This window comes from Halobacillus sp. A1, from assembly GCF_024189295.1.
Taxonomy (GTDB): domain Bacteria; phylum Bacillota; class Bacilli; order Bacillales; family Halobacillaceae; genus Halobacillus_A.
This window is the reverse complement of record NZ_JAIZEN010000019.1, coordinates 1-24,162: the sequence shown is the minus strand read 5'-3', so window position 1 is coordinate 24,162 and position 24,162 is coordinate 1. Positions and strand designations below refer to the sequence as shown.

General features: G+C 43.4%; 25 protein-coding genes. 14 read left to right on the top strand and 11 right to left on the bottom strand.

The window, feature by feature from the left end; genetic code table 11:
• Positions 1-65 precede the first annotated feature (65 nt).
• Together LF817_RS16105 and LF817_RS16100 are read right to left on the bottom strand one after the other, a co-directional pair.
• Positions 66-305, bottom strand: a complete 240-nt coding sequence (locus LF817_RS16105) for a hypothetical protein (protein ID WP_253936838.1) — start codon at positions 303-305, stop codon at positions 66-68.
• Between the two features lie 92 nt (positions 306-397).
• Positions 398-583: a hypothetical protein gene (locus LF817_RS16100; protein ID WP_253936837.1), complete on the bottom strand. Its 186-nt coding sequence runs from the start codon at positions 581-583 to the stop codon at positions 398-400.
• A gap of 513 nt (positions 584-1,096) precedes the next feature.
• Between LF817_RS16100 and LF817_RS16095 the strand changes: the two genes are divergently transcribed.
• The 3 genes from LF817_RS16095 to LF817_RS16085 all read left to right on the top strand — a co-directional run bounded on the left by LF817_RS16095 (position 1,097) and on the right by LF817_RS16085 (position 4,604).
• Positions 1,097-2,377, top strand: coding sequence for a lipopolysaccharide biosynthesis protein (locus tag LF817_RS16095; RefSeq protein ID WP_253936836.1), 1,281 nt, complete (start codon positions 1,097-1,099; stop codon positions 2,375-2,377).
• A gap of 16 nt (positions 2,378-2,393) precedes the next feature.
• Entirely contained in the window at positions 2,394-3,536 is a 1,143-nt protein-coding gene (locus LF817_RS16090) for a CapA family protein (RefSeq protein WP_253936835.1), read from the top strand.
• A gap of 198 nt (positions 3,537-3,734) precedes the next feature.
• On the top strand, positions 3,735-4,604 hold the full coding sequence (locus LF817_RS16085) for an alpha/beta fold hydrolase (protein ID WP_253936834.1): 870 nt from the start codon (positions 3,735-3,737) through the stop codon (positions 4,602-4,604).
• 191 nt (positions 4,605-4,795) lie between these two features.
• Here the strand turns inward: LF817_RS16085 and LF817_RS16080 are convergent, their stop codons facing one another.
• From LF817_RS16080 to LF817_RS16065, 4 genes are read right to left on the bottom strand one after another with little or no spacing between them, the layout of a single operon-like run.
• A complete protein-coding gene (locus tag LF817_RS16080; RefSeq protein ID WP_253936833.1) occupies positions 4,796-5,551 on the bottom strand; it encodes a PHP domain-containing protein in 756 nt (251 codons plus the stop codon).
• 16 nt (positions 5,552-5,567) lie between these two features.
• The gene (locus LF817_RS16075; protein WP_253936832.1) at positions 5,568-6,392 is read right to left on the bottom strand and encodes an energy-coupling factor transporter transmembrane component T family protein; all 825 of its coding nucleotides are present in this window, start codon (positions 6,390-6,392) and stop codon (positions 5,568-5,570) included.
• Positions 6,379-8,079: an ABC transporter ATP-binding protein gene (locus tag LF817_RS16070; RefSeq protein ID WP_253936831.1), complete on the bottom strand. Its 1,701-nt coding sequence runs from the start codon at positions 8,077-8,079 to the stop codon at positions 6,379-6,381. Before LF817_RS16070 ends, LF817_RS16075 begins: the two co-directional genes overlap by 14 nt.
• The gene (locus tag LF817_RS16065) at positions 8,076-8,948 is read right to left on the bottom strand and encodes a DUF8171 family membrane protein (protein ID WP_253936830.1); all 873 of its coding nucleotides are present in this window, start codon (positions 8,946-8,948) and stop codon (positions 8,076-8,078) included. The genes LF817_RS16070 and LF817_RS16065 overlap by 4 nt, the downstream gene beginning before the upstream one ends.
• Before the next feature lie 172 nt (positions 8,949-9,120).
• On the opposite strand from LF817_RS16065, the gene LF817_RS16060 reads away from it, so the two are divergent.
• The gene (locus tag LF817_RS16060) at positions 9,121-9,957 is read left to right on the top strand and encodes a MurR/RpiR family transcriptional regulator (protein ID WP_253936829.1); all 837 of its coding nucleotides are present in this window, start codon (positions 9,121-9,123) and stop codon (positions 9,955-9,957) included.
• Between the two features lie 152 nt (positions 9,958-10,109).
• Complete coding sequence (locus LF817_RS16055; protein ID WP_253936828.1) at positions 10,110-10,586, top strand: SRPBCC domain-containing protein; 477 nt, start codon at positions 10,110-10,112, stop codon at positions 10,584-10,586.
• Positions 10,587-11,554: 968 nt separating this feature from the next.
• Here LF817_RS16055 and LF817_RS16050 read toward each other — a convergent pair.
• The 3 genes from LF817_RS16050 to LF817_RS16040 form a co-directional block, all read right to left on the bottom strand.
• Entirely contained in the window at positions 11,555-12,997 is a 1,443-nt protein-coding gene (locus tag LF817_RS16050; RefSeq protein WP_253936827.1) for a carbon starvation CstA family protein, read from the bottom strand.
• A 394-nt stretch (positions 12,998-13,391) separates the two neighbouring features.
• Positions 13,392-14,108, bottom strand: coding sequence for a LytR/AlgR family response regulator transcription factor (locus LF817_RS16045; protein WP_371925077.1), 717 nt, complete (start codon positions 14,106-14,108; stop codon positions 13,392-13,394).
• Positions 14,105-15,850, bottom strand: coding sequence for a sensor histidine kinase (locus LF817_RS16040; RefSeq protein WP_253936826.1), 1,746 nt, complete (start codon positions 15,848-15,850; stop codon positions 14,105-14,107). The genes LF817_RS16045 and LF817_RS16040 overlap by 4 nt, the downstream gene beginning before the upstream one ends.
• 347 nt (positions 15,851-16,197) lie before the next feature.
• Between LF817_RS16040 and LF817_RS16035 the strand changes: the two genes are divergently transcribed.
• The 3 genes from LF817_RS16035 to LF817_RS16025 all read left to right on the top strand — a co-directional run bounded on the left by LF817_RS16035 (position 16,198) and on the right by LF817_RS16025 (position 18,105).
• On the top strand, positions 16,198-16,968 hold the full coding sequence (locus LF817_RS16035; RefSeq protein WP_253936825.1) for a hypothetical protein: 771 nt from the start codon (positions 16,198-16,200) through the stop codon (positions 16,966-16,968).
• A 184-nt stretch (positions 16,969-17,152) separates the two neighbouring features.
• Positions 17,153-17,587, top strand: coding sequence for an RDD family protein (locus LF817_RS16030; protein ID WP_253936824.1), 435 nt, complete (start codon positions 17,153-17,155; stop codon positions 17,585-17,587).
• Positions 17,588-17,622: 35 nt separating this feature from the next.
• Positions 17,623-18,105, top strand: a complete 483-nt coding sequence (locus LF817_RS16025; protein WP_253936823.1) for a hypothetical protein — start codon at positions 17,623-17,625, stop codon at positions 18,103-18,105.
• 267 nt (positions 18,106-18,372) lie between these two features.
• On the opposite strand, the gene LF817_RS16020 is transcribed toward LF817_RS16025, so the two are convergent.
• A complete protein-coding gene (locus LF817_RS16020; RefSeq protein WP_253936822.1) occupies positions 18,373-18,639 on the bottom strand; it encodes a hypothetical protein in 267 nt (88 codons plus the stop codon).
• Between the two features lie 260 nt (positions 18,640-18,899).
• On the opposite strand from LF817_RS16020, the gene LF817_RS16015 reads away from it, so the two are divergent.
• The 6 genes from LF817_RS16015 (at position 18,900) to LF817_RS15990 (ending at position 23,311) form a co-directional block, all read left to right on the top strand.
• A complete protein-coding gene (locus LF817_RS16015; protein WP_253936821.1) occupies positions 18,900-19,553 on the top strand; it encodes a GntR family transcriptional regulator in 654 nt (217 codons plus the stop codon).
• A gap of 11 nt (positions 19,554-19,564) precedes the next feature.
• Positions 19,565-20,584 carry a DctP family TRAP transporter solute-binding subunit gene (locus LF817_RS16010; protein WP_253936820.1) on the top strand — a complete coding sequence of 340 codons (1,020 nt, stop codon included), beginning with the start codon at positions 19,565-19,567 and terminating at the stop codon, positions 20,582-20,584.
• Positions 20,585-20,642: 58 nt separating this feature from the next.
• Complete coding sequence (locus LF817_RS16005) at positions 20,643-21,137, top strand: TRAP transporter small permease (protein ID WP_253936819.1); 495 nt, start codon at positions 20,643-20,645, stop codon at positions 21,135-21,137.
• Positions 21,134-22,417 carry a TRAP transporter large permease gene (locus tag LF817_RS16000; RefSeq protein ID WP_253936818.1) on the top strand — a complete coding sequence of 428 codons (1,284 nt, stop codon included), beginning with the start codon at positions 21,134-21,136 and terminating at the stop codon, positions 22,415-22,417. Before LF817_RS16005 ends, LF817_RS16000 begins: the two co-directional genes overlap by 4 nt.
• A gap of 259 nt (positions 22,418-22,676) precedes the next feature.
• Positions 22,677-22,916: a hypothetical protein gene (locus LF817_RS15995; protein ID WP_253936817.1), complete on the top strand. Its 240-nt coding sequence runs from the start codon at positions 22,677-22,679 to the stop codon at positions 22,914-22,916.
• A gap of 146 nt (positions 22,917-23,062) precedes the next feature.
• Positions 23,063-23,311 (top strand): hypothetical protein, encoded by a 249-nt coding sequence (locus LF817_RS15990; RefSeq protein WP_253936816.1) that lies wholly within the window; start codon positions 23,063-23,065, stop codon positions 23,309-23,311.
• A gap of 187 nt (positions 23,312-23,498) precedes the next feature.
• On the opposite strand, the gene LF817_RS15985 is transcribed toward LF817_RS15990, so the two are convergent.
• Entirely contained in the window at positions 23,499-23,801 is a 303-nt protein-coding gene (locus LF817_RS15985) for a hypothetical protein (RefSeq protein ID WP_253936815.1), read from the bottom strand.
• Positions 23,802-24,162 lie beyond the last annotated feature (361 nt).

Below are 24,162 nucleotides of genomic sequence, written 5' to 3'. Positions count from 1 at the left end.
GAATAGTAAAAGGTGCCTATAATCGAAATATAGCGTGGGCAATCCTTCCTCTGCTTTCCTTTTTTCTATAACACCCCTAAAATTATAAAAAGCACACCCACACTGCATACAATCCCGCCAAATATTTTTTTGCCATCTAAGTAAGATTGAACTCCGCGTAATAACATCAACATAAATAATAGTGGCGTTATGGTCGTTGAAAAATTCAACTCTGTTAAAGCCACTAACATAAAGTAGGCTCCGCCTATAATCAAAGTTAATAACTCAATATTTTTAACTACACTCATCCAATCCTTACTTTTCACAACTCCACCTCCAGGCTGAGAAAAATTCTTACGTAAAATACACAGTAATTGTTCAGATTACTTCCTCCTGCAGTATTACAATAACGCCATGTTTAATGGCTTTGATTTTTGTAATATAAGAAGACACATACGAAATAAATAGGAGCAGCTAATACAGCAAAAACCACACCCGAAATCATTTCATCTTGTGTATATTTTCCGGAATAAAGTAAGAAATATAATAGCGTAGAAACGATATAGGTCCATCCAAAAACGAACATAATTTTCTTATCACTCAATCTCATCACACCTTTACCATAGGTTAGTTTAATCTAATAGGTTCTATCCATTATATCTTTTATAGGATTTGGTGACTAATGATGGTGCTTATCAAAATCATGCAAACAAAATCGCCTGACTGCTGCAGTAAACAGGGTCAGGCGATTTATTTATAGTTCTTGTGGAAGATTACCATAATCCATTAAATATAAGAACATGACGCCCATCAAAGATGCTGTGTTCTCAAGCTGTCTATTTGTGTAGGTTTTCACCTTTTTGATTGAAAGGATATCTGATATAATCAATCTGTTCTATTGTTGTCCAAAAAGTGTAAGTTACACCATACTCAATTTGATAGTTTGATTACTTAATCACTTAATTACTGCTGAATAACAAGAGTTTCTAGTGAATGAGTCGATACCCAACTATTAAATACGTAATAAAATCAGACAAACAGAAGAGAAAGGGCACAGTTAAAATAACGTAGTCAATGAAGTAAGAATAAGGTAACTAGGTTAAGGAGTTTGAAATAAATGGTTAATAAATTAAAAAAATTATTAAAGACCCCGTTTGTCCGGAACGTAATGATCATGGCAACGGGGACAGCTGCTGCTCAGCTCGTTAATATTCTGCTGCAGCCCGTCATTACTCGTTTATATGGACCGGAAGCTTATGGTCTAATGGGCACATTTATGGCTATTGTTGCTATTATTGGTCCTGTCGCAGCTTTTGCGTACCCTATTGCCATTGTGCTTCCTAAGAGTGATAAGGACGCAAAAGGACTCATCCGGCTTTCATTGTATATTACGACAGCCGTAGCGGTTATTGTAGGCCTTATTTTGCTTTTTCTGCATCAGCCGATTGTTAATATTTTCAATATGGAAAGCATAGCGCCATACTTGTTCTTAATTCCTATCGTTATTATATTTGCAGGTCTTCTGCAAGTTTCTGAGCAGTGGTTTATACGTACGAACCAATTTGCTGTTAATGCCAATGCCACCTTTTTTCAAGCTATTCTACTAAATGGAAGTAAAGCAGGGATTGGTTTCTTTTATCCAGTGGCCCCTGTGCTCATTGTACTTTCATCTTTGAATAATGGAGTCAAAGCGTTGTTCATGATTTTGTTTGCAAGGAAGTCCAGTTATAAGAGTTCTAGTGAAGAAGATGACAAACCCGTATCTCTTAAAGAGCTTGCGAAGCGTCACAATGACTTTCCGATGTTTAGAGCTCCGCAGGTATTTATCAATGCTATTTCTCAGAACCTTCCTATTATTCTATTAACCAGTTTGTTTGGCCCTGCTGCGGCGGGATTTTATTCTATATGTAAGACGGTGTTAGCTATGCCGTCCCAGCTGATCGGTAAATCGGTAGGGGATGTTTTTTATCCACGTATCACGGAAGCTGCTCATAAAGGCGAGAGCATTACGCACTTGGTGAAAAAAGCAACGCTTGCTTTAGCTGCCGTTGGTTTTCTTCCCTATTTAATTGTCATTTTATTTGGTCCCTGGCTGTTCAGCTTCGTATTCGGTGCAGACTGGGTGACGGCAGGGGAATATGCCAGGTGGATAGCTCTATGGATGTTCTTTATGTTCATTAATCAGCCAAGTGTGAAATCACTGCCTGTCATGGGAGCACAAGCCTTTCACTTGAGGTTTACTATTTTCAATCTAGTCATAAGAATGGGGCTGTTGGCTGTTGGATATTATGTATTCTCAAGCGATGTAGTCGCTGTAGCATTATTCGGAATTTCCGGTGCTGTACTGAACATTATTTTAATTCTGCTTACTTTAAGAATGACGAAGAGATTCGACTAAAGGAGGGATGAACAATATGGTAAAGATGTTTGTAAGCGGCGATATTGTGAATTATGAACATAATGACGGTTTGATATGCTCAGAGGGACTAGCTGATGTGATCTCTGCTGCAGATTATTCGGTTTGTAATTTTGAAGCACCTATTGAGAAACACGGCAGCCCCATCCCTAAATCCGGTCCTCACCATTTCCAGCGCAAGGGGACAATCGAGGGCATAAAGCAACAAGGGATTAATATGATGTGCCTGGCTAATAACCATATTATGGACTATGGATCAGAAGCTTTAAAGGCAACCATAGATGAAGCTAGGTCTCTTAAATTAGATACCATTGGTGCTGGGCTTACCTTTGATGAAGCTTACAAACCTGTCATAAAGACAGTGAATGACCTTACTTTTGGATTCATTAATGCTAGTGAAGCGCAGTTTGGGGTGAAAGACTATTATTCAGATGATGACCAGCCCGGCTATGCATGGATTAATCATAAAGAAATAGACAGGCAGATTACTATATTAAACGAGGAATGTGATTTTGTTATTGTTTTATCCCATGCTGGTTTGGAAAATTATAGTATCCCACAAAAAGAATGGCGCAACCGTTATAAACATTTTTGTGATTTAGGAGCAGATGTGATTGTGGGATCTCATCCCCACGTCCCACAAGGGTACGAGCATTACAATGATTCCTTAATTTTTTATAGTTTAGGAAACTTTTATTTTGACTCAAAAAACTATCGGTCGAAAGAAGATCGTTCTTATTCCGTCATGCTGAAATTCGATAAAAATGAGAAGGTGAGCTTTGAACCTGTATTTCATCATAAGGAAGATGGTCACGTGCAGCTGTCTCCTAAAGAAAAACAAGTCAATTTAGAGGAACTGAACTCTAAATTAGGTGATGGTTATGAAAAGCTGCATGAAGAAATGTCATTACAGATTTACAATAAAACGATAAAAAAGAATCTGATTTATTCCCTGGTGCCATTTACTTATGATGGAAGTCTCAAATCATCCGTTAAAAGAGGATTAGGTTTTCTACTCAAAAGAAGAAAGAAACCAGATAAGACATTACTTTCCGTCCATCTACTCCGTAATGAAGCTTATTATTACGCGACAAAGCATGCGATGGAAATCATCGCTAGAGAGAAATATGGAAGACGATAATGTTATGGTGCATCACGAGCGAGTAATTACTCAGCTCATGATGCACCTTTTTTTTATTTGGCCATTCTAGGAGCATTGCTTTTGTTAGGTTATTTTCCCTAATTATCCAAAAAATGATACTTTGTAATTGCCCTTTTTTGTGGAGAGGAGTAAAGTGGCTTGATATTAAGAGTATTAATAGGAAAGGTGGTATGGACTATGCAAGAGGGTTATGTGAAGGTCAATGACGTCAATCTTCATTACGTCACAGAAGGAGAAGGCGAACTGATGCTGTTTCTCCATGGGTTCCCTTATTTCTGGTACAACTGGCATCACCAAATGGAAGAATTCTCAAAGGATTATCGTGTCGTCGCTGTTGATATGAGAGGGTATAACCTTTCCGATAAGCCGGAAGAAGTGTCTTCCTATAAGATGTCGATTCTGGTCGAGGACGTGAAGCAGCTGATTGAAGCTTTTGGGGAGAAGGACTGTATTTTAGTCGCCCACGACTGGGGCGGTGCCATTGCATGGACGCTTGCATATACGGAGCCTGACTATGTGAAGCAGCTGATCATGTTTGATGCGCCTCATCCGTATACATTCAGGCGTGAACTAAAAGAGAATCCCGGGCAGCGGGAAGCGAGCAGCTATATGGGGTTTTTCCAGCGGTCTGACGCTCATGAAAAGCTGTTGGAAAATGATGCAGAGCGGTTGAGAAAGATGATGACGGAACCTGGAAAGGAAAAAGGATACTTGACTGAAGCGGAGGAGCAGAAGTACGTCGAAGCGTGGATGCAGCCGGATGCGATGAAATCGATGCTTCATTATTATCGTGCGATTTCCTTCTATCCGTTCGAAAAGCACGTTCAACAGCCGCTCGATCTGCCTTATCAAATGTTCGAGTCGCCGACGTTGATCATTTGGGGCGATGCGGATCCAGCTTTTGAAAACAGTAATTTGGACGGAGTGGAAGATTACGTGCGTGACCTTACGATTCATCGTATGGAAGGGGTAAGCCACGCCCCGCATCATGAACAGCCGGAAACGGTCAATCGTTATATGCGAGAGTTTTTAAGAGAAAAGAAATAAAATGTGGGGCTAGCCACGCTACCTTAGAGGGCTAAAGTGTGGCGTGACGCTAATTGGTTTGTTGGCTGGTTTAGACTCGTTTAACAAAATCGCCTAGCTCCTGATGATCAGGGGCCAGGCGATTTTTTATAATTATTAATACATAGAATCGGAAAAAAACACTACGCCCATCCAGTCAGCGTATTCCCATCCTATATCGTTACAAAATCCTTCTCTTTAAGAATCTTCTTCACAAACTTCGCTGCTCTCACTTTCAAACGCAGTGCCGGAGACAGCTGAACCTCGTAATCTTTGTTTTTGATAACGTTACGAAGTTCTTCAATCGTTTGACACTCAGGGAAGTGATTGACGACGGCACCGTACTGAAAGAACTGGTGGGTGTCACTGCCTGCGACAGCTGAAATGTCATACTTTGCTGCGAGCGCATCGACTTTCTCTTTCATTTCTGTTCCGTATTTGTATAAGTCTTTTCCGTTAATATCGAACGCATCAAAGCTGGCCAGTGTTTCTTCGTTATGGTGGACCCATGGTGTGGATTCTCTATAAGGGTGTGCGCCGATCTTTAAAACGTTCAATCCTTTGAGAAGTTCGTTCAGATCGTTGACTTTGATGAAGTTATTTTCTTCCGTATGTTCTCTTAATTGATGACTGATGCCTTTAATCGTTTCTCGTTCGGCAACGACGAGGAAATGGCCGGTTTCATAGACGTCGATTTCGATTCCTGGAAAGACTTTGACGCCGTCTACGTCGTAGTAGTTATGTTGATATGGGAAGTGGGTATCCAGCATCTCATAAATTTCAATGAAATTCGGTGCGTTAAAATGCTCCGTGAGTGCCAGAGCGTCCAGCCCGCTTTCTTTCGCTTCTTTCATTTTGCTGCGGAATTCTTCTGGTGTTACTGCGAGTGCTTTCGATAGATTGGCGTGGGTGTGAAAATCGATTTTCATGTAGTCATCTCCTGTTTTAAATATAATACAAATGTCCTGCGACATGGATAATCGTTAGGATAACACAGCTGGACGCTATGAATTGGTATTCTTTCCCTTTAATTTTCAAGTGGGATAATTTCTGCTTTTTCGCTTCTTCACTATGAAGGGAGTAAGAAAATCCTCGTACTTCCAGTGCTTCTACGGTGGTTCTCGTACGTTTTGCGGTATTCAACATCATCGGGTAGAACGCTTTAATGACGATGACGACGTAATAATAAACTAACTTCCATTTTAAAAATCCGGCTTTCTCAGGTGCTTTTCCTCTTAGTCGGAAAGACTGGATGATCTGCTGGTACTCATCCATCAAAATCGGCAGCATGCGGTACCCGTAGGAAACAGCGAAGCTGAACTGAGCAGGTACGCCGAAGCTCAACAAGGCATCACTGAGCTTCTCAGGATCCATGCTGGCGAAAGCGGCAATACTCGCAATCGACATAATAATGATTTTCAGAGTGAGGGTGATTAAGGAAGCATAAGCTTCAAAATCTCCTCCCATGAAAAAGACGACGAGAAAGATATAGCCTAATTCCCCGATCACACCGATCGCTAGTAAAAAGATGATCAGCGGGCTGACTCTTGTAATTAAAGCAAGGACCGACGTGTAGATGGCAAGACCGATTAAAATGACGAAGTTGAAGGTGAACCAGGGCAGCAGGCTGACGATCAAGTACCAGATCATGATGACTCTCGGATCTAACTGTCCCATGTACGTTTCTTTTTTTCCGTAAGCTGTTTTTAAGAGCTCAAGTTTCACCCATTCAATATTAAAAGACTTTTTAAAACGTTCAACAAACTCCATGAGGGATGCCCTCCTTGATCCGGCTTGTAAACTCGTCCACCGATAAAGCAGCCGGGCGCATGCCAAGTTCAATAGAAAGCTGAACGATCTGGGGCGGGACGAGCCCTGCTCTTTTCCATACGTGTCCATATTCGAACATCTCCCGCGGCGTTCCATCAAACGTCACTTCGCCTTGGTCCATGACGATGACGCGTGTCGCCCATTCGGCTACCAGCTGCATATCGTGGGTAGCGACCAACACGGTGGCAACGGAATCCATATCCTGCAAAATTTCTATCAATTCTTTACGGCTCTGCACATCGAGGCTCGCTGTTGGTTCATCCAGCATAAGCAGCGTGGGGTTCGTGGCTAAGCCGATCGCCATCGATGCCCGTCGCTGCTGCCCTCCGCTTAGCAGCCGGCCGTCTTTCTCAAGCACTTCTTCTAAGCGAAAGGATTGGATTAATTTTTCTATAAAAGAGGAGTCATCCTGCTCTCGTGAGTGCGAAAAGAAGGTCAAATCATTTTTAATAGAATCCTGAATGAACATTTCTTCGGGATTTTGAAAGATATACGAAACTTCTTTCGATAGTCCTTCTAGCGATCCCTTTTTAAAAGAGTGCTCCCCGATAAAACCGCCGCCTGAGGTCGGTTTGCTCATTCCGGTCAAACACTTCATAAGAGAGGTCTTCCCTGCACCATTTGTTCCGACGAGGGCAATCCGTTCCCCAGAATGAAAGGACGTGGATATTTTATTTAAAATGGTTTTTCTTTCGTTGGACAGCGTTTTTGCAGAGAACGAGAGATCCTCAAGCGAAGCTATGGCTTCTTTTTCTTGAGTATGGCTCTCTGATTCACGCTCTCTTTTCATGAAATCAAGACCTTTAAAATATGTTTGGCCGTCTTCTATCGTGATCGGGAAGTTATGGGCATCGAGTGCCAGGTCACAATTCAGGGCAGCCTGCGTGACTTGTGGCGGGAAGATGTCTCTTTTTAATAAATCATCGATTTGTAAAAGTCCCTGGCGCACGGGATGCTTCCATAACACTTGTCCTTGATCGACTAACAAAACGTCAGTACAGAAATCTGCGATGAATTCGGTATGGTGTTCAATGACGATGATCGTTTTACCGTAGTCCTCTTGAAGGACTTTCAACCGTTTATAAATTTCCTTCGCATGGTGCGGGTCGAGCTGAGCGACGGGTTCATCAATAATCAGTATTTGAGGATCTAAAGCGAGTACGCCGGCGATCGCGGCTAAATGCTTCTGCCCGCCGCTTAACTGCCAAATACTTTGATCCTTCAAATGTTCAATGCCCAATGTCTCAAGAGCCCAAAGTGCTTTTTCCATAAAGTCCGGATCCCCGAAGTTTAAAGGAGCGAAGGAGACGTCATCGAGCACAGTCGGTCTCATCAACTGGTTCTCATAATCCTGGTACACGTACCCCACACGGAAACTCATCTCAGAAACTGTAGCTTGCGATACATCGGCTCCGCCGACCATGACGCTCCCGGAAAAATCTCCGGTATAATAATTCGGGATCAGCCCGTTGAATGTTTTACAAAGGGTCGTTTTCCCGCTGCCATTTCCACCGATGACGGCTAGAAATTCACCCTGTTCAATAGAAAGCGTCGCGCCGTTTAGCACATGCTCTTTCGTCCCTGGATATCTAAAGTGAACATCGTTCAGTTCGATGATCGGTTTCATGCCGATTTCCTACTCTTCGTACTGTTACGGGACTTACTGAATTTCACAGCGGCAATAACGACAGTAACAAAAATCACAGCAGCAGCAGAGATCGGCAGCCAAATGTACCCTTCCCCGAACTGTTCCAAAAATTCAGGCTCCCACACGGCAAAGTTGATATCCATCGTAGCCATGAACTCGGAAATCATCGCAACGAACATGAGAAATACGGCAATAATGACAAATCGGACGGACACCCACTCGGTCATCGAAGCTTTCACGCGTCCTTCTCTTGGTTCAATGCCTAACAGCGGCTCAATTTTTCCATAAAGTTTAGGAATGAGATAAAGAGCAGGAATGAGACCGAAGAGCACGCCTGAGATCACCATTTCTGTCACAAAACTTACCCCTTCAATCGCCAGAATCGAAGCAGGAAGACCAGGTACGGCTTCAAGCTCTTCAATACCGAACCAAACTTTACCTACATCAACGACAGTACTTAACATCTGATCAATCATAACGCCGACAATCGCCGCAATCGCGATTTGCTTCCTGCTGTTTAAGTTCGTAACTAGAAGTCCGGCAATGTACATCGCCATTGTAAACTCGATAAATCCTTCAAGCTCCCCAAGACCTCCGAAATCACCTAACAGAAGATCACCAAATATAATTTCACCGACAGAAGCACCAAAAGCTGCGTACCACGGGTTAAACAACATAACTAAAGTTAACGGAATAAAAGCTAAGTAAGAAATAGATAACTCCACTGGACCAATCGTAAATTCCGGCAGCAATTCAGTAAATAAATTCGCTAGACCGAACAGCGACATCGATAAAATAAATACCATCATTTTCTGTGACTGTGTGTACTCGTTTCTCTGCATCCCCATTTTGTAATTCCTCCTTAATGTAAGTTCAATTTGATTGTAAAGCTTCAAGGTTAAGCAGGAATGCAGGAAATGTATAGTTCACGTAAAGTAATTAATCTTTGTGTTAAAAATGAAAGTTTTTTTTCATAGGAGGAGGAAAAGCCTATATACTAAGCCCTGAGGAGGGATGACATTGAATAGTTTAATCACGATAGACGACAAGCAGTTAACTAGAAAACAGCGGCAAATCGCCGACGTCATTCAAAAAAGAGGAACAGCCGTAGCCTATATGACCGAACAGGAAGTAGCCGACCAGGCGCGGGTGAGCATCGCTTCCGTCTCAAGATTCTGGATGATGATCGGCTTTAAGAACTTCAAAGATTATAAAAATGAGATTAAAAAGAAAATAGAAATCACCCCCGAGAATAAAATGAAAAATTTCGTAGAACAAATTGACGATGGAGAATTGTTCAGCCAGTTGATCGAACAGCACTTCAAAAACCTCGTCCTGACGAATAATCATTTTAACAACCGGGAATTCAACGAAGCGATACACACGATCGCATCATCTTCCACCGTCTTCATCCACGCGCCCGCTTCCTCAGAGGGACTCGGCGGTTTACTAGACTTCCGGTTAAAAAGATTCGGCATCCATACCGAACGAATGGCTAAAAGCGGCCACGAAATCTATGAATCGCTTCTACACGTGGACTCTAGCTCTGCGATCATCATCTTCCAGTTCGTCGACATCCTGCCCGAAACAAAAGTGACCCTCGAACACGCGCGGGAATGCAACGCCAAAACCATTCTCATCACCGACCGCTTAGTATCGGAAATGGGAGACGCCGCTGACTTTGTTTTATACGCCCACCGAGGCGAAATGTGGGAATTCCACACGATGGTCTCTCCCGTCGCGTTGCTTGAGGCGCTTGTCATGGGCGTGGGGATGGCGATGAAAGAGGAATCGCTGGAGAAGTTGAGGGTGTTGAATGAGGTGCGGAAGAAGTATAGGCATATTGTGCCGAAGTGAGGGGGAGGGGGGTTTTGGCGGTAATGTAAGAATTATGGCTGTGCTGGTCCACAAACCTCAAATTAAACGGAGCAAAATTTTGGTAAAATGAAAGTGCCCAATATGATGTATAGGCGATTATACTTTAAACCACTAAAAAAGGAGAAAATAACATGAGTGAATACGGGCAGCTTTTTGAAACAGATGGACGCTATGCTTTACAGTTTGAACGTTATTTTCCCTGCACCCCGGAAGAAGTCTTCCGTGTGCTTACGGATCCTGAAGCTTTTGTGCAGTGGTATCCCTTCGCCAATGGAGAAATGGACTTACGAGCCGGCGGAGAAATAACATTCGATGATGAGGAAGGGTGGACCTATGAAGGGGTGATCTTAAAACTGGATGAACCCCACACCTTCAGCTTTCAGGAGCTCGATGACCGAATCGACATGCACGTATATGAGAAAAGTGAAGGTTCCCGGCTCGTTTTCATTCATACATTTGATCGTAAGGAACTGGCAAATTATACAGCGGCAGGCTGGCATGGGTCTCTGGATGTTCTGAGTCAGCTCGTTCGAGGGGAGCCGGTGGATCGGGAGAATGATGATGGTGTGGAGTTGCCGGAGATTTATAGTGAAAGGTTCAAAGACTAATAGGGTAAAGGTCTTGAGTCTTTCTATCAATTCATCTGCAAAGACTACTGTATCGATGTGCCCATAACTATTGTATTCCCCTCCAACTAGAAGGAGATAAAGCAACAGAAACCATTTAAAACCACTACCCTTCCATTGGTAGTGGTTTTAAATTTTTCCTAAAAATTGTTATATTGTGTAAGAATAGGTCATCAAAGGAGGGTTTGAAATAAACCTTAAAAAACAAACGACCATTGCGCAAATTGTAGTCATTACTCTTTCGGTAATATTACTGATCGTTAATAACCTCTTCGCTTATCATGGTGGTTTTACCTTCGTCGTATTTTCAATGATCATAGCGACCTTATTATATTCGATTTACATTGATTACAAAATAAAAAAACAACAATCAATGAATGATAAAAAGCCAAACAACCCTTAAAAACCAAGGTCCCGCGGGACCTTGGTTTTTATTTATCCACGTATGTATACACCTCATTTTCCAAACAGACGAGCTATCCACCCCTTCTTCGGTGGCTCCACTTCTTGATCCGACGATGTCTCCTGGTTTTCCTCATTATCCGACTTTTTACAATGGTTCATATCTTGGTTTTTTTCGTTATCCACCTCTCCCTTCTCGCCCGTTGCCTGGCTTGAGGCGCGGGTGGGGGGATCGCGATGAAAGAGGAGTCGCTGGAGAAGTTGAGGGTGTTGAATGAGGTGCGGAAGAAGTATAGGCATATTGTGCCGAAGTGAGGGGGGGGAGGGGGAGTTTTGGTGGCAAATGTAAGAGTTATGGGCTGAAATGTCAGAATAAACGCAGCAAATGTTAGAAAAAAGCCGCGAAATGTAAGAATAAGTGCGCCAAATGTAAGAAAAACGTCTTCAAATGTAAGAATTACAACTACGCTCATAAAAAGCATAGAACTAAAACACGTCCACCAGAACTTGTTCTGGTGGACGTTTTACCTTACACACAAAGGATTTTCTTAAGCACTCGGCCTCAACTCTTCTTCAAGCGGAATATCCTTATTCAGCCCGCGGCGTGCCGCAACAAAGAAGGTGGTGACGACAGCTATCGTAATAATGGCAGCTGCCACATACGAAACGTTTAACGATAAACCGAAACCAATCGGCGCGTTTAGAATATAGGTGAACGTCGCCATCGTCATAAACGTTGCTGGAATCGCAGCGATCCAGTAATTTTTTCTCGATAGGAACAAGTACATGGCTCCCACCCATAGGGCGATAACAGCTGTGGACTGGTTGGCCCAGGAGAAATATCTCCATAGTAAGGTGAAATCAATGTTTGTCAGTACGAATGAGATCACAAACAACGGTGCGGCGATCCAAATGCGACTCGCGATTTTCTTTTGAGATACATTAATATAGTCGGCAATAATCATACGAGCACTTCGGAAGGCAGTATCTCCAGAAGTAATCGGCAGTACGATAACTCCAAGAACGGCAAGCGTTCCTCCGACAGCTCCAAGCATCGCAATGGAAACTTCACTCACTACAGCGGCAGGACCTCCGCTGGCAAGCACTTCGTTAAGACCGGCAGAACCGTTGAATACACTCATGGCAGCGGCTGCCCAGATCATTGCGATAATCCCTTCAGCGATCATCATGCCGTAGAAAATGCGGCGGCCTTGTTTTTCTTTTTGAGTCGTTCTAGAAATAATCGGCGTTTGTGTCGCATGGAAACCAGACAGCGCTCCACAGGAAATCGTTAGGAATAACAGTGGGAAAATCGGCGCGTTATCCGGGTGCATGTTCGTTAATGTAAGCTCTGGAATCGGCGCTCCTGTGATGACAAGAGAAGCTCCGACACCAATGGCACTGATTAAAAGCAGCGCTCCGAAAACCGGATAGAAACGCCCGATGATTTTATCAATCGGAAGCATCGTAGCCAGAATGTAATAAACAAAAATCGCTCCGATAATGATCGGCAGGGCGAGCCAACTGCTCGTCATATTGTGCAGGAGGTCAGCGGGTGCAGAAACAAAAACCGTTCCTACAAGGACTAGCAGTAAAATCGCAAACGCGTTCACGACGTGCTTCATCACTTTTCCTAAAAACTTACCGGCTAGCTCAGGCAGGTGCGCTCCGCGGTTGCGGATCGAAATCATCCCTGTCAGGTAATCGTGAACCGCTCCGGCAAAGATACAGCCGAAGACAATCCACAAAAAGGCTACAGGTCCATAAAGTGCGCCAAGTATCGGGCCGAAAATCGGACCAACACCGGCTATATTTAACAGCTGAATTAATGAATTTCTTTTTTCTCCCATTGGCAGGTAATCGACACCATCGCCGTTCGTATAAGCGGGTGTCTGGCGGTCTGTATTGACCCCGAACGTTTTCTCGACATATTTTCCATAAGTAAAATAACCTACAATTAAAAGTGCAATACTTGCAAGAAACGTAATCATTGCGGCTTCCTCCCTCGAATCTCTGTAATCGCTTACAAAGATCGTAACAAAACAGCGCTTACATTGGAGGGGTTCGTGTCTATCATGTCGAAATATCTGTCTGACATGCAAAAAAACCGCCCTCAAAAAAGGACGGTTAGATTGTTTATATAGTGCTATGGATTGTATGTACCTGGTCGCCGGCGGGGCGGGGACTTCAATTTGGACGCCCTGCATCGCAATTTCCACTTTTATCGAAAAAGGGTTTTAGGAAACATCGAGACTCCTGTGGGAGATGCGGATAAGGGGTGACCCCACAGGGCTGAATAGCGCGAGGAGGCACGCCATTCGCCCACGGAAAGCGAGTTGTTTCCTAAAAACCTTTCGCTTTTACGAACATGTGAAGGGGACGGTCTTACAATTCAAGCTGCTTTCTTAACCCTTTAACGTAGTTACGGCTCACAGAAAGCGTGTCCTTACTGCCTCTAAGCTCCAGCTGGTAGGCGCCGTTGAACCATGGGATTAAGCGATCGACATAATCCAGGTTCACAAGGTAGCTTTTATGAATGCGGAAGAATGAAAATCCTTTCAGGCGCTCTTCCATTTCCTTTAACGTTCCCTTCGTTTCGTACATTTGAGTTTTCGCAACAATTTTTGTCAGACGGTCTTCCCTGTACACATACATAATATCAGAAGGGGTGAGGTAATGGATTTCATCATCACCCTCAATGGCCAGGCGCGTGGGACGCGACGTTGCAGCTTCAATCGGCTGCAGCTTCTTCTCTAACCGGGCAATCGCATCGCGGAGCTGCTCCTCATCAAACGGCTTTAATAAATAATCAACGGCTTCATGACGAAAAGCTTCCACGGCAAAATCAGGATACGCGGTCGCAAAGACGATGGCCGGTACTTTTTTCAATTCCTGAACAGCTGCTGCGACCTCCATGCCGTCCATTTTGGGCATTTCTATATCTAAGAAAATGACATCGGGCTGCAGCTGGATCGCTTTCATAATCGCTGCATCTCCAGAATCTGCTTCTCCTACAATATCGATGGAATCATAGGACTTCAGCAAATAGATTAACTCTTCCCGGCTGAAGCGTTCATCATCGACGATCAGTGCCTTGATCACAAGGATACCTCCTTTCCATTATGAGGAATATCAAATGATATGGTTGTTCCTTCCCCAGGCGTACTTTGAATGCGAAGCTTCGATTGTTCACCGTGCATATGGACTAACCGTTTATTAACGTTCATTAGCCCTAGCCCTGTACCTTTTTCGGAGTGGACTTCTTTTTCTCCAAGGGTGGCTAAACGCTCAGGTGTCATCCCGCTGCCGTTATCGTTGAGCGTGATTCTGACCGATTCGCCAAAATCACGGACTTGTATCGTAATTTCGCAGTCGTCTTCCTTATCTTTGATTCCATGCTTAATGCAGTTTTCGACGAGAGGCTGCAGCGTAAGCGGTGCTATTTTTACTGAGAGAGCGGAATCATCCACTTCGTAGTTCACGCGTAACTTATCGACAAAACGCGTCTCTTCAATAAGCAGATAGGCTTTGACATGCTTCAATTCTTCATCCAATGACGTCCACGTCTTCGTCGTAGCTCCAAGATTTTGTCGGAAAAACTTCGATAAAGCAATCAGAAGCGAACGGGCACGGTCCGGTTTTGTGCGGATCAGCGACACGATCACATTTAAGGAATTGAATAAAAAATGCGGATTGATTTGCGCCTGCAATGCTCTAACTTCGGCTTCCCTTGCTAGCTCCTGGGCTTTTTCAGCCTCGGCAATTTCGAGTTGCTGGCCAAGCAGGGCACTCAGCCCTTGAATCAGCTCCAGCAACACGTTGGATATTTCTTTTTCCGAGCGCACATAGAATTTCAGCGTGCCGACCACTTCCTGTCGTTTCTTCAACGGAGCGATCACAGCGGCTCCAAGCGGACAGTCCGAATGGCTGCACTGGATGTCGTCGTGCGTCGCCACAATCAACGTCCCCTTTTGAATGACTTCTCTTGTGGCGTCGGTCTGAATGTTCTCCCCGGAGCGGTGGTGATCGTCCGCCTCACCGACGTGAGCCAGAATCTTCTCCTGGTCAGTCATCGAAATCGCACTCACGTCCACTTCGTCATAAATGATCTGGCAGGCTTTTTGAGACGAATCCTTCGTTAATCCTTTTCTTAAGTAAGCGACCGTTGACTCCGCAAGCTTCAACGCTTTCTGAGCCTGCAGCGCTCCCGCTTTTTCTTCCTCATTTAAAACATTTCGAATGATAAGCAAAAAGAGGGCCGCCCCCACGCCATTCGCGATAATCATCGGAAGCCCGATATCCTGCACAAGCTCCCACGCACGGGGAAAAGGCTGGGCGACGGCTAAAATAATGCCCATCTGCACAGTCTCAGCCAGCCCGCCGATCAGAAGAGCCGTCTTCAGCTTCAGCGGCTTATCTTTTTTATGAAAAAAACCAGCAAGCACTCCGGCCACAACTGCCGAAATTCCACAAGCAAAGCCTGTAAAACCTCCGAGAGAAAAGCGGTGGATGCCGGCAATCAGACCGGCCCCGATCCCGATCCGGTATCCGCCGAACAAACCAGCAGCCACAACCCCGATTACCCTCGAGTTCGCAATCGCTTCACTCTCTACTAAATCCATCGCCCATCTTCCGAATTCAAGAGAGCTTGTATCATACGTAATGCCTGTATACGTACCAATAATCCCGAACAATCCGAAAAAACCAATCGCCATCATCTGCTGTCCCGGGTTCAAAGACTTACGGTCGATCAACTCCCGGAAAAAACGGAACCTCGTTATAATGAAAGCCACCGTCACGATGATGCCGAGCCGCTCCAGCATCGGGAGAAGTAATTCAAACATCTGACTCGTCCTTCCCAGTCGTTTTGCTTCTATTGTAGCATGCTTGAAAACGTTTCATACAAATGGGGAATTCTTCAGTTAGTTGTGTAAATATTTGAGGAGAGGGTGGTGAAAGGATTTAGACTTCGTTACATAGCCGCCACAGTATTATTTTGTAGGATTAAAATAAACATGCTTAAGTCAGGCTCCCGCAGGTTCACTTAGCATTCATTTAGAGAAATACTTTCCCAATACGAAATTGGAAACAGACATGTTACATTGATAGTACTATCGATCGTAAATACTCCATGCAAACTATAATTGGAGAAACGACAAATTAAAAAATATAAGATTTAAGGGTGACATGCATGAAACGATTAACGATGTTACTCATGCTCGCTTCCCTTATTACTTTACTATCTGGATGTAACATATCTGATGGGGAAGAGGAGCAGGAAGTAACCAAAGAACAAGAAGAAACCAAAGAACAAGAAGAAACTAAAACTGAGCAAGAAGACAAACCCCATGTGGAAGATGTCATTATTCACAGTGCTACTGAAGAACAAGAAACGCCAGGCGAAGCCGTCCAGGAACAATACGAAGTTGTTTTCAGCGATGAAAAGAGTGAATTTCCTAAAGAGTCTTCCATCCTTCATGAAGCATCTTTGGAGGACCGAAGCATCGTTACTATCCGTTCACCTGAAGGGGAAAACAACTATAGTGTTTTTCTATACGAACGAGAAAATGTGTGGAAAATTAGATGTTTCCTGCGCATCGATGCGAATCAAGGGGAAAGCTTTACGGATGCTGAAGGATTGGCTTTACCTATGGACCACTTCAGAACGACTGACTTACATGTAGATGATACAGAGAGTGATATGTGGACGTTTGTAAACGATGAAAAAGTAGTCAATATAACGATGTTCGAGGAATTTCCACTAAGACAAGAAGCAGGGGAAGTAGAGCTTGCGGATGGACGAAAAGGATATGTCCAGGAGGATTCCTATGGCAGCAGTTCCATCTACTATTATGATAGAGGAAAAGTAGTCGTTGTATCGGGAACCCTTACGGAAAAAGAAGCGACTGACTTAGCGAAATCGTTACCTCCATCCAGTTCCTCTGATTTCCCTAAACAATAGCTCAATAGTGCGTCAAAAAAGCAGCAGCCAGCAAGGCTGCTGTAAAACTCCTGCAAATGTAAGAATTCTAATTCACGCCTTGCATTCATCTCCTTATTTCATTAATTTTCCATACATTCCTTTTCTTGCATAGGACCATCGACCCGAGTACAATGAGTCGTAGAATGATAGAAAGGATGTTTTTATGGGAATCTCTGTCGGATTTACTAAAAGATTTGCCGCCTCACTATTGGACGGGCTGGTCGTTTTCTTACCGATCGCTCTCCTATCGTTTCTTCTATTTCAAGAAGGGCCCGGTGATATTTTAACGAGCCTTACGCAGTCGCTGTATATGCTGATTTTGCCTGTCGTGTGGCACGGGTACGTCGTCGGCAAGAAAATGATGGGCATCCGCATAGTGAAAAAAGATGGAAGCGATGTCGGTATAGGAGCGATGCTGCTGCGCGTATTTGTAGCTGGACTGGTTTATGCCCTGACGGTTGGCATCGGATATATCGTCAGTGCGTTTATGGTCTTCATTCGAGAGGACCATCGCGCAATCCACGACTTTATCGCTGGTACTTATGTAACGAATGCAGGGCCGGTGCAAGTGATTCCTTTAGAAGAGGCTCTTGATTAAGGGGGATAAATATTAAAAAGTGTGCGCTGCTCATATTGCTTTTAATGATGAGCGGCTGTCAGAATCAGGAAGAAGAGCCTTCAGAAGACGATCAAGAAACAATGGATAAGAAGCCGGTCGTCTCTATCACCTATGATGGTCGTGAAATAGAAACGAATGAAATCCGCAGCTGTTTTGAACCTGAATGTTCAAAAGAGAGTGCTGAACCAGATTCTATTGACCACCAAGAATTCACTGAAGGTGTGAATCCAACTGAAGTTAAAGACGGAGAAAGCATTACGATAGAAGTGGACGGGGAAGAGCCATCACAAATCTATTACTCTCAGTATTTTGAGCGAGGGCAATCTACTATCGAAGAAACCACTTTAGATAAAGGGAATGAAATCAATATAAATGGCGAAAATAAAGAAGATGGGAAAGAACGCTATTATGTCGTGCTGGAATGGCGAAATGACAATGATGAATTTCTAGGTTCTTTATCAAAAGCTTTTTCTATAGAAATAGAAGAAACTTCTTAATGTACGCATGAGGACATGTCTGAAAAGTCAGGTTGATCGGGACAATTATTATAATTAGCTTCAAAAAAAAACCTCTTTCCATTTAGGAAAGAGGTTTTTTAGTTGTTGTACATAATATATCGAGCAGGGACTATAGTGGAAGTAAGTGTTGATTAATAATCAAATCTATCAAATACCGCTAGTCTTTGATTAACCATAAAACGTTTTTTAATTAACAAAAGCCACCAGGCAGTAGAAAAACATAATCGAACGATCCCCGCCGCTCGATTATATCTTCGACAGTTCCTTCAACTCAAAATGATCAGCCACCATATCGAAATCCCTCACTACATTAAACAAATGCCATTCAGAGAAATTATTGACGCTTTCCCACACTTGAGGGCCGATCTTGAATGTGTAATATTCTCCTTCTGTAAAAAAGCAGTGATGGGGCGCGTCCAACACTTTTTGGAAGGCTTCTTCATTTTTCGCTTCGTTCAAAAGCAGTGGCTTTTTGCTGATAATGCTTCGTTTACATTTCGCTTTAATTTTCATAGGAAGCAGCTCCTTTTTTAATAGATTCTTGTATGATTATTCTATCCAAGAAGTCTGAAAATTATAACAATAAAATCGGACAATCTTTATCAGCTGATTTAAAGCCCCGGCTGTTCTTTGGAGTAGCGGGGTTTGTTTGCTTTTTTTCTTATTTTAATTTCCATTTTTTTAATTTTGTAAAAATTCAGTTTACAAAACTATGAATCTCTTATACAATTTTCAGTATACTGTATACAGAAAATTTGTAGGTGGAGTGATTCATGAAAAGGGTCAATAAGAAGATGTCGATATCGGATCAAACGTATGATTTGCTGCGTCAGTCTATTGTTTCTGGTGAGTTTTCTCCTGATCAAGAATTACGGGAAGAGAAAATCGCTAAGCAGATCGGTGTCAGTCGAACGCCGCTGCGTGATGCTTTGCGCCGCCTCTCTATGGATGGACTCGTTGTCCTTAGAAATGGTAAACCGGCCAAGGTGGCTACGTTTACGATTGAAGGTTCATTGCACCTGATGGAAGTGCGCTCGCTGCTGGAAATGCACAACCTCCGAACAATCACCCCTATTTTATCTAACGAAATCATTGAACAACTGCGGGATAATGTAACCCATCAGCGGAAAGCGATTACAAAGGAAGATTACGAGGCCTTTGTCGAGCTCGACCGTGATTTTCATTTATTGCTGACAGAAGCCAATGAGAACAAGAAGCTGCAGGAGTTAATTCTACAAATGAATTCAGGGGATTATCGCGCATTTATCATCTTATCGAACACGCTGCCCCAAAGCGCCGAAGCTGCTTGCGATGAGCATGAAGGCATTTTGGAAGCGGTAGAGGAAGGAGATGTGGAGCGAGCCGTCGAAGCGATGGATGTACATATGAACAATATTGTTAAACGAATTACACAATATCACACATAGGAGGAGTACATATGAAAAAGGTAATGGTTCTATTCGCGGCACTCGTCATGTTAGCCGCTTGCGGACGCCCGGATTCTGGCGGTAGTGGTGATTCAGAGGATGGCGGCGGAGAAAGTCATACGATCAGTATCGCTCACTTAGTTTCTGAAGATCAGTCATCTCATATCGCAGCTGAATCTTTTAAAGAGAAGGTGGAAGAAGAATCGGATGGGCAGATTACGGTCGAGCTTCACCCGAATGGTGAGCTGTATCCATCTGATCGAGAAGCGATTGAAGCCGTGCAGCAAGGTAATGTGGAAATGACGATTCCAGCGGTTGCGTCGGTTTCTTCTTTTAATGAAGATTTTATGGTATTTGATCTTCCTTTCTTATTTGAAGACTACGACGACGCGTATGAAGTGTTAGATGGTGAAATCGGACAGGGATTACTTGATGACCTGTCGGAACAAAACATCAAAGGGCTTGTATATGCAGAGAATGGTTTCCGTCACCTGTCGAATAACGAAGGTCCGGTTGAATCCCTGGAAGATATTAAAGGACTGAAAATGCGTACACTGGAAAGCCCGGTTCACACGGCAACCTTCGACGCTCTTGGTATGAATGCTTCTCCGTTCGCTTTCGGCGAGCTTTATACAGCCCTTCAGCAAGGAACGTATGATGCGATGGAAGCGCCCGTGTCCTTGTTTTATACGAACAAGTTTTATGAAGTACAGGACTATTTGACTGAAACAGGTCACGTGTATGCGCCGACGGCTCTTCTGATGAACAACGAATTTTACGAAGGGTTACCATCTGACTTGCAGGATTTAGTAGTGGAAGCCTCTGAAGAATACCGCGAAGAACAAAGAGAACTGGCTCAACAGCAGGATAGTGAGTTCTTAGAAGAATTAAAAGCAGAAGGCATGGAAGTCAATGAGCCTTCCGAGGAATTGATGGAATCCTTCCGTGATGAAGTGGAATCAGTTTACGACGAATTTGAAGATGAGATCGGTGCCGATCTTGTCGAAGACGTTCAAAACGCCAGTGAATAACGACAGGAAAAAGGAAGGCGGCTGCCTTCCTTTTAATACATAATAGGGTGGGACAGTCATGGCGAAGATTTTCGCAAACTTTGAAAAAGGAATACTCGTGTCAACACTCGTCCTGATGGTCGTTCTTATCTTCGGCCAAGTGGTTGGACGGTACATTTTCCAATCGGCTCCAAGCTGGACAGAAGAAATCGCCCGCTATTTACACATTTTCCAAGTGTGGGTCGGTGCAAGCTATGCCGTGAAAATGAGAGAACACATCCGTGTCGATGCTTTTATTACCCTGTTTTATGGAACCGTGAGAAAAATATTAGAGTCGATCAGCGTCATTTTGTGGTTTTCGCTCGTCTTATTTTTAGCGATATTCGGAACCGCTCTCGTGATGGATACGATCAGCTACGGCCAGCGCTCCCCGGCTATGCAGATTCCGATGTGGATTCCTATGGTCGCCGTACCGATCGGGTCTGTTGGGATGGCCGTCCGATTAATCTTCCAGCTCATCGAGATTTGGAAAGGAAATTATGAGAGACGGAAAAGTGAGGGGATTGCCACATGAGTGTTCTCCTCTTATTTGGTACGCTGTTCGTCTGTCTGCTTATCGGAGTTCCCATTGCGATTTCGCTGGGTGTATCGGCTTTAACAGCCATTTACTTCGGAACGACGCTCCCTCTTGATATCATCGTGCAAAAAGCTTTTACTTCATTAGATTCGTTCCCGCTGTTAGCGATCCCGTTCTTCATGCTGGCCGGCATATTGATGGGGAAAGGCGGCGTTTCTAAACGACTGCTTCACTTAGCAACCTCCATGGTGGGCTGGATGACCGGCGGCTTGTCGATGGTCACAATCGTCGCCTGTATGTTTTTCGCAGCCATTTCAGGGTCAGGACCCGCAACCGTTGCAGCCATCGGCGGATTCATGATTCCAGCGATGATCGCCAAAAATTATAAACCCGGCTTTGCCGCCAGTGTACCGGCAGCAGCTGGTTCCATCGGGGTCATCATCCCGCCGAGTATCCCATTTGTCATCTACGGCGTCACCGCCAACGTATCCGTCGGCGACATGTTTATCGCCGGCATTATCCCGGGGATGCTCATTGCCGTCCTATTAATGGTCACCGCGTATATTATTTCTGTGAAAAATAACTACCGGCCGGAAGACGGCTCTAAGACGACCGGAAAAGAAGTGTTTCGCGCATTCAACGATGCAAAATGGGCGCTGTTCATTCCAGTTATCATACTAGGCGGAATTTATGGCGGTATCTTCTCCCCGACAGAAGCGGCCGTCGTGTCTGTAGTTTACGCGCTTATTATCGGAGCTTTCATCTATAAGGAACTGACATGGAAGACGGTCTATGATTCGTTTCTGCAGACCATCATCATCAATTCGACGACGATGATCATTATCTGCCTGTCCGTTTCCTTTGCGTATTTCATGACACTCGTCCACATACCCGATCAAATATCAAGCTCCCTGACAGGACTGACGACGAACCCGATTGTCATATTACTTGTCATTAACCTGCTGCTTCTCTTTGTCGGTATGTTCATAGACACCATATCAGCAGTCGTTATTTTAACGCCTGTCCTGCTGCCGATCGTCACAGAGTTCGGCATCGATCCCGTTCACTTCGGCGTCATTTTAGTCGCGAACCTGGCCATCGGATTTGTCACCCCGCCCGTAGGCGTCAACTTATTCGTTGCCTCCACCGTCGGAAAAGTCAAATTCGAAAAAATCGTCGTAGGCGTCATTCCGTTTTTAGTGGCCATGATTTTCGCTTTGCTTATTATTACGTATGTTCCAGCGTTGTCGATGTGGCTGACGGAAATGTATCGATAGTCTTTTGGAAGAGTCTTGCGGTGGATTAATTCTCTGCAGGGCTTTTTCATTTTTGGGTTTTGATGGTCTATCTTCACGATAAAAGCATCCTTTTCAATTATCAAAACTGTGGCTTAAAGAAATGGGCAGGATTGTGAAAGACTCAGTTTCTACATAATGGGGGAAAGCTTTCTAACATGAATAATGAAAGAAATTCAATTTCGATGAAACTATGAACACTCTCAACCGTAATGATAGATAAGGGAAAGGATGGGAAGTTGTGAAGAAATATTTAATTTTTATAGTAAGTTTCATTTTATTATATTTAGTTTATCAAATGGCATCGGGTATGCTTTTAACTATGAATTATACTCCGGACCTTTCTTCAGTAGGAGGGATTACACCTCAAGAAGTGAGTTTTGGAAATAGAAGCTTTCCTTTGGTGGTCTTAATATGTATCGCTAGCTTCGCCTATATCATTTCACAATTATTAAAACCAAAAAAGAATGAAACTTTGTAAAACAATGAAAGGGAAAGAAAAGGGTCCATTCTGAAACACCATAAGATTTAAGGGGGGAATAGTTAAATTGAAATAAATGAGTCTTTCCACAAAGTCTGCATTTTTCTGCTCATTTATATGGTGATTTCATCCAGGGAGGTGTGCATATGAAAAAGGCAGCAAAATACATTAGTAATAGTTTCTTAGTAATCGCAGTTCTACTGTTTTTGGTGGGCTTGTTTACTGATTTTACCTATGCATGGTTGTATCCATGGTTGTTCTTAGCTCCATCTCTCGTAATCCAAGAGATCTTACAGATGCCTGCAAAGGGAAAAAGAAGGATATACTCCTTCGTTTATATCAGTGTTGTTTCTATTATGTTTGGAATCGCAGTGTTGGAATTAATCACCGGCTGAGGGGGATTCAGGTTGGAAGAAGAATAAAGAAAAGACGGTTGGGGTATCTGAAATTGGGGTTTTACATAAACGTAGGCGTGAGTTGAACAATAGTTTTTGCTTGGCTGCCGTTGTTGAATACTTCCACTGATGAATTTTGTCATATTCAACTAAAGCCCCAGTTAGCATAAGACTTGAATTCGAGAATTTACATCCCAAAAAACGATAGGATTTTACTGAACCCGTATGACAAATCTGTGGTTAGGAAATAAAAATGAATCCCGAACAGCACGGTCAAACCAAGATACACAGGGAGAGTGAAAGATGCATTCTCTTTCTTTTTCTGCGACAGAACCAGCAAAGCAATCCAGATGATTAACGGAATTATTCCCAACATGAGAATGGCTATTATATGCTCGCCGCCCATCATAATACCACCAATAGATATGATAAAGTTTTGGAATATCAGCAGTCCCGATAGGATTATAAAAACCACATTCGCTTTTTTCATACTCATACTCCTAACTTAATAGTTTGCCCGAATTGTATACATATATCCCAACATACAAAGGAGCATTTTTCCATCATAACAAAATGTATTCTAATTTGGTGTTTCGCTCATTTCGGCTTACCACCAGCAAAACGCGGATAGAGTACGCTAAGGATAAAAACCTTATCTTACAGGCTTTTCTATGATTTCCTCCTCACTGAACTATACCAAGCAAAGATTCATTGTTTAAGATTTGCCCCATTATCTGGAAGACTCAGTATCGAGATAATCCTCTTTTAAAAGTCCAAAAACATCAACATCTACATATTCATCCCATCTTAGAATATCTTGTTTTAATGTCCCTTCATATTGTAGCCCTACT

Coding starts and splice junctions, on each gene's coding strand:
- LF817_RS16095 (WP_253936836.1), top strand. CDS start 1,097: ATGGTTAATAAATTAAAAAAATTATTAAAGACCCCGTTTGTCCGGAAC.
- LF817_RS16090 (WP_253936835.1), top strand. CDS start 2,394: ATGGTAAAGATGTTTGTAAGCGGCGATATTGTGAATTATGAACATAAT.
- LF817_RS16085 (WP_253936834.1), top strand. CDS start 3,735: ATGCAAGAGGGTTATGTGAAGGTCAATGACGTCAATCTTCATTACGTC.
- LF817_RS16080 (WP_253936833.1), bottom strand. CDS start 5,551: ATGAAAATCGATTTTCACACCCACGCCAATCTATCGAAAGCACTCGCA.
- LF817_RS16075 (WP_253936832.1), bottom strand. CDS start 6,392: ATGGAGTTTGTTGAACGTTTTAAAAAGTCTTTTAATATTGAATGGGTG.
- LF817_RS16070 (WP_253936831.1), bottom strand. CDS start 8,079: ATGAAACCGATCATCGAACTGAACGATGTTCACTTTAGATATCCAGGG.
- LF817_RS16065 (WP_253936830.1), bottom strand. CDS start 8,948: ATGGGGATGCAGAGAAACGAGTACACACAGTCACAGAAAATGATGGTA.
- LF817_RS16055 (WP_253936828.1), top strand. CDS start 10,110: ATGAGTGAATACGGGCAGCTTTTTGAAACAGATGGACGCTATGCTTTA.
- LF817_RS16050 (WP_253936827.1), bottom strand. CDS start 12,997: ATGATTACGTTTCTTGCAAGTATTGCACTTTTAATTGTAGGTTATTTT.
- LF817_RS16040 (WP_253936826.1), bottom strand. CDS start 15,850: ATGTTTGAATTACTTCTCCCGATGCTGGAGCGGCTCGGCATCATCGTG.
- LF817_RS16035 (WP_253936825.1), top strand. CDS start 16,198: ATGAAACGATTAACGATGTTACTCATGCTCGCTTCCCTTATTACTTTA.
- LF817_RS16030 (WP_253936824.1), top strand. CDS start 17,153: ATGGGAATCTCTGTCGGATTTACTAAAAGATTTGCCGCCTCACTATTG.
- LF817_RS16020 (WP_253936822.1), bottom strand. CDS start 18,639: ATGAAAATTAAAGCGAAATGTAAACGAAGCATTATCAGCAAAAAGCCA.
- LF817_RS16015 (WP_253936821.1), top strand. CDS start 18,900: ATGAAAAGGGTCAATAAGAAGATGTCGATATCGGATCAAACGTATGAT.
- LF817_RS16010 (WP_253936820.1), top strand. CDS start 19,565: ATGAAAAAGGTAATGGTTCTATTCGCGGCACTCGTCATGTTAGCCGCT.
- LF817_RS16005 (WP_253936819.1), top strand. CDS start 20,643: ATGGCGAAGATTTTCGCAAACTTTGAAAAAGGAATACTCGTGTCAACA.
- LF817_RS16000 (WP_253936818.1), top strand. CDS start 21,134: ATGAGTGTTCTCCTCTTATTTGGTACGCTGTTCGTCTGTCTGCTTATC.
- LF817_RS15990 (WP_253936816.1), top strand. CDS start 23,063: ATGAAAAAGGCAGCAAAATACATTAGTAATAGTTTCTTAGTAATCGCA.
- LF817_RS15985 (WP_253936815.1), bottom strand. CDS start 23,801: ATGAAAAAAGCGAATGTGGTTTTTATAATCCTATCGGGACTGCTGATA.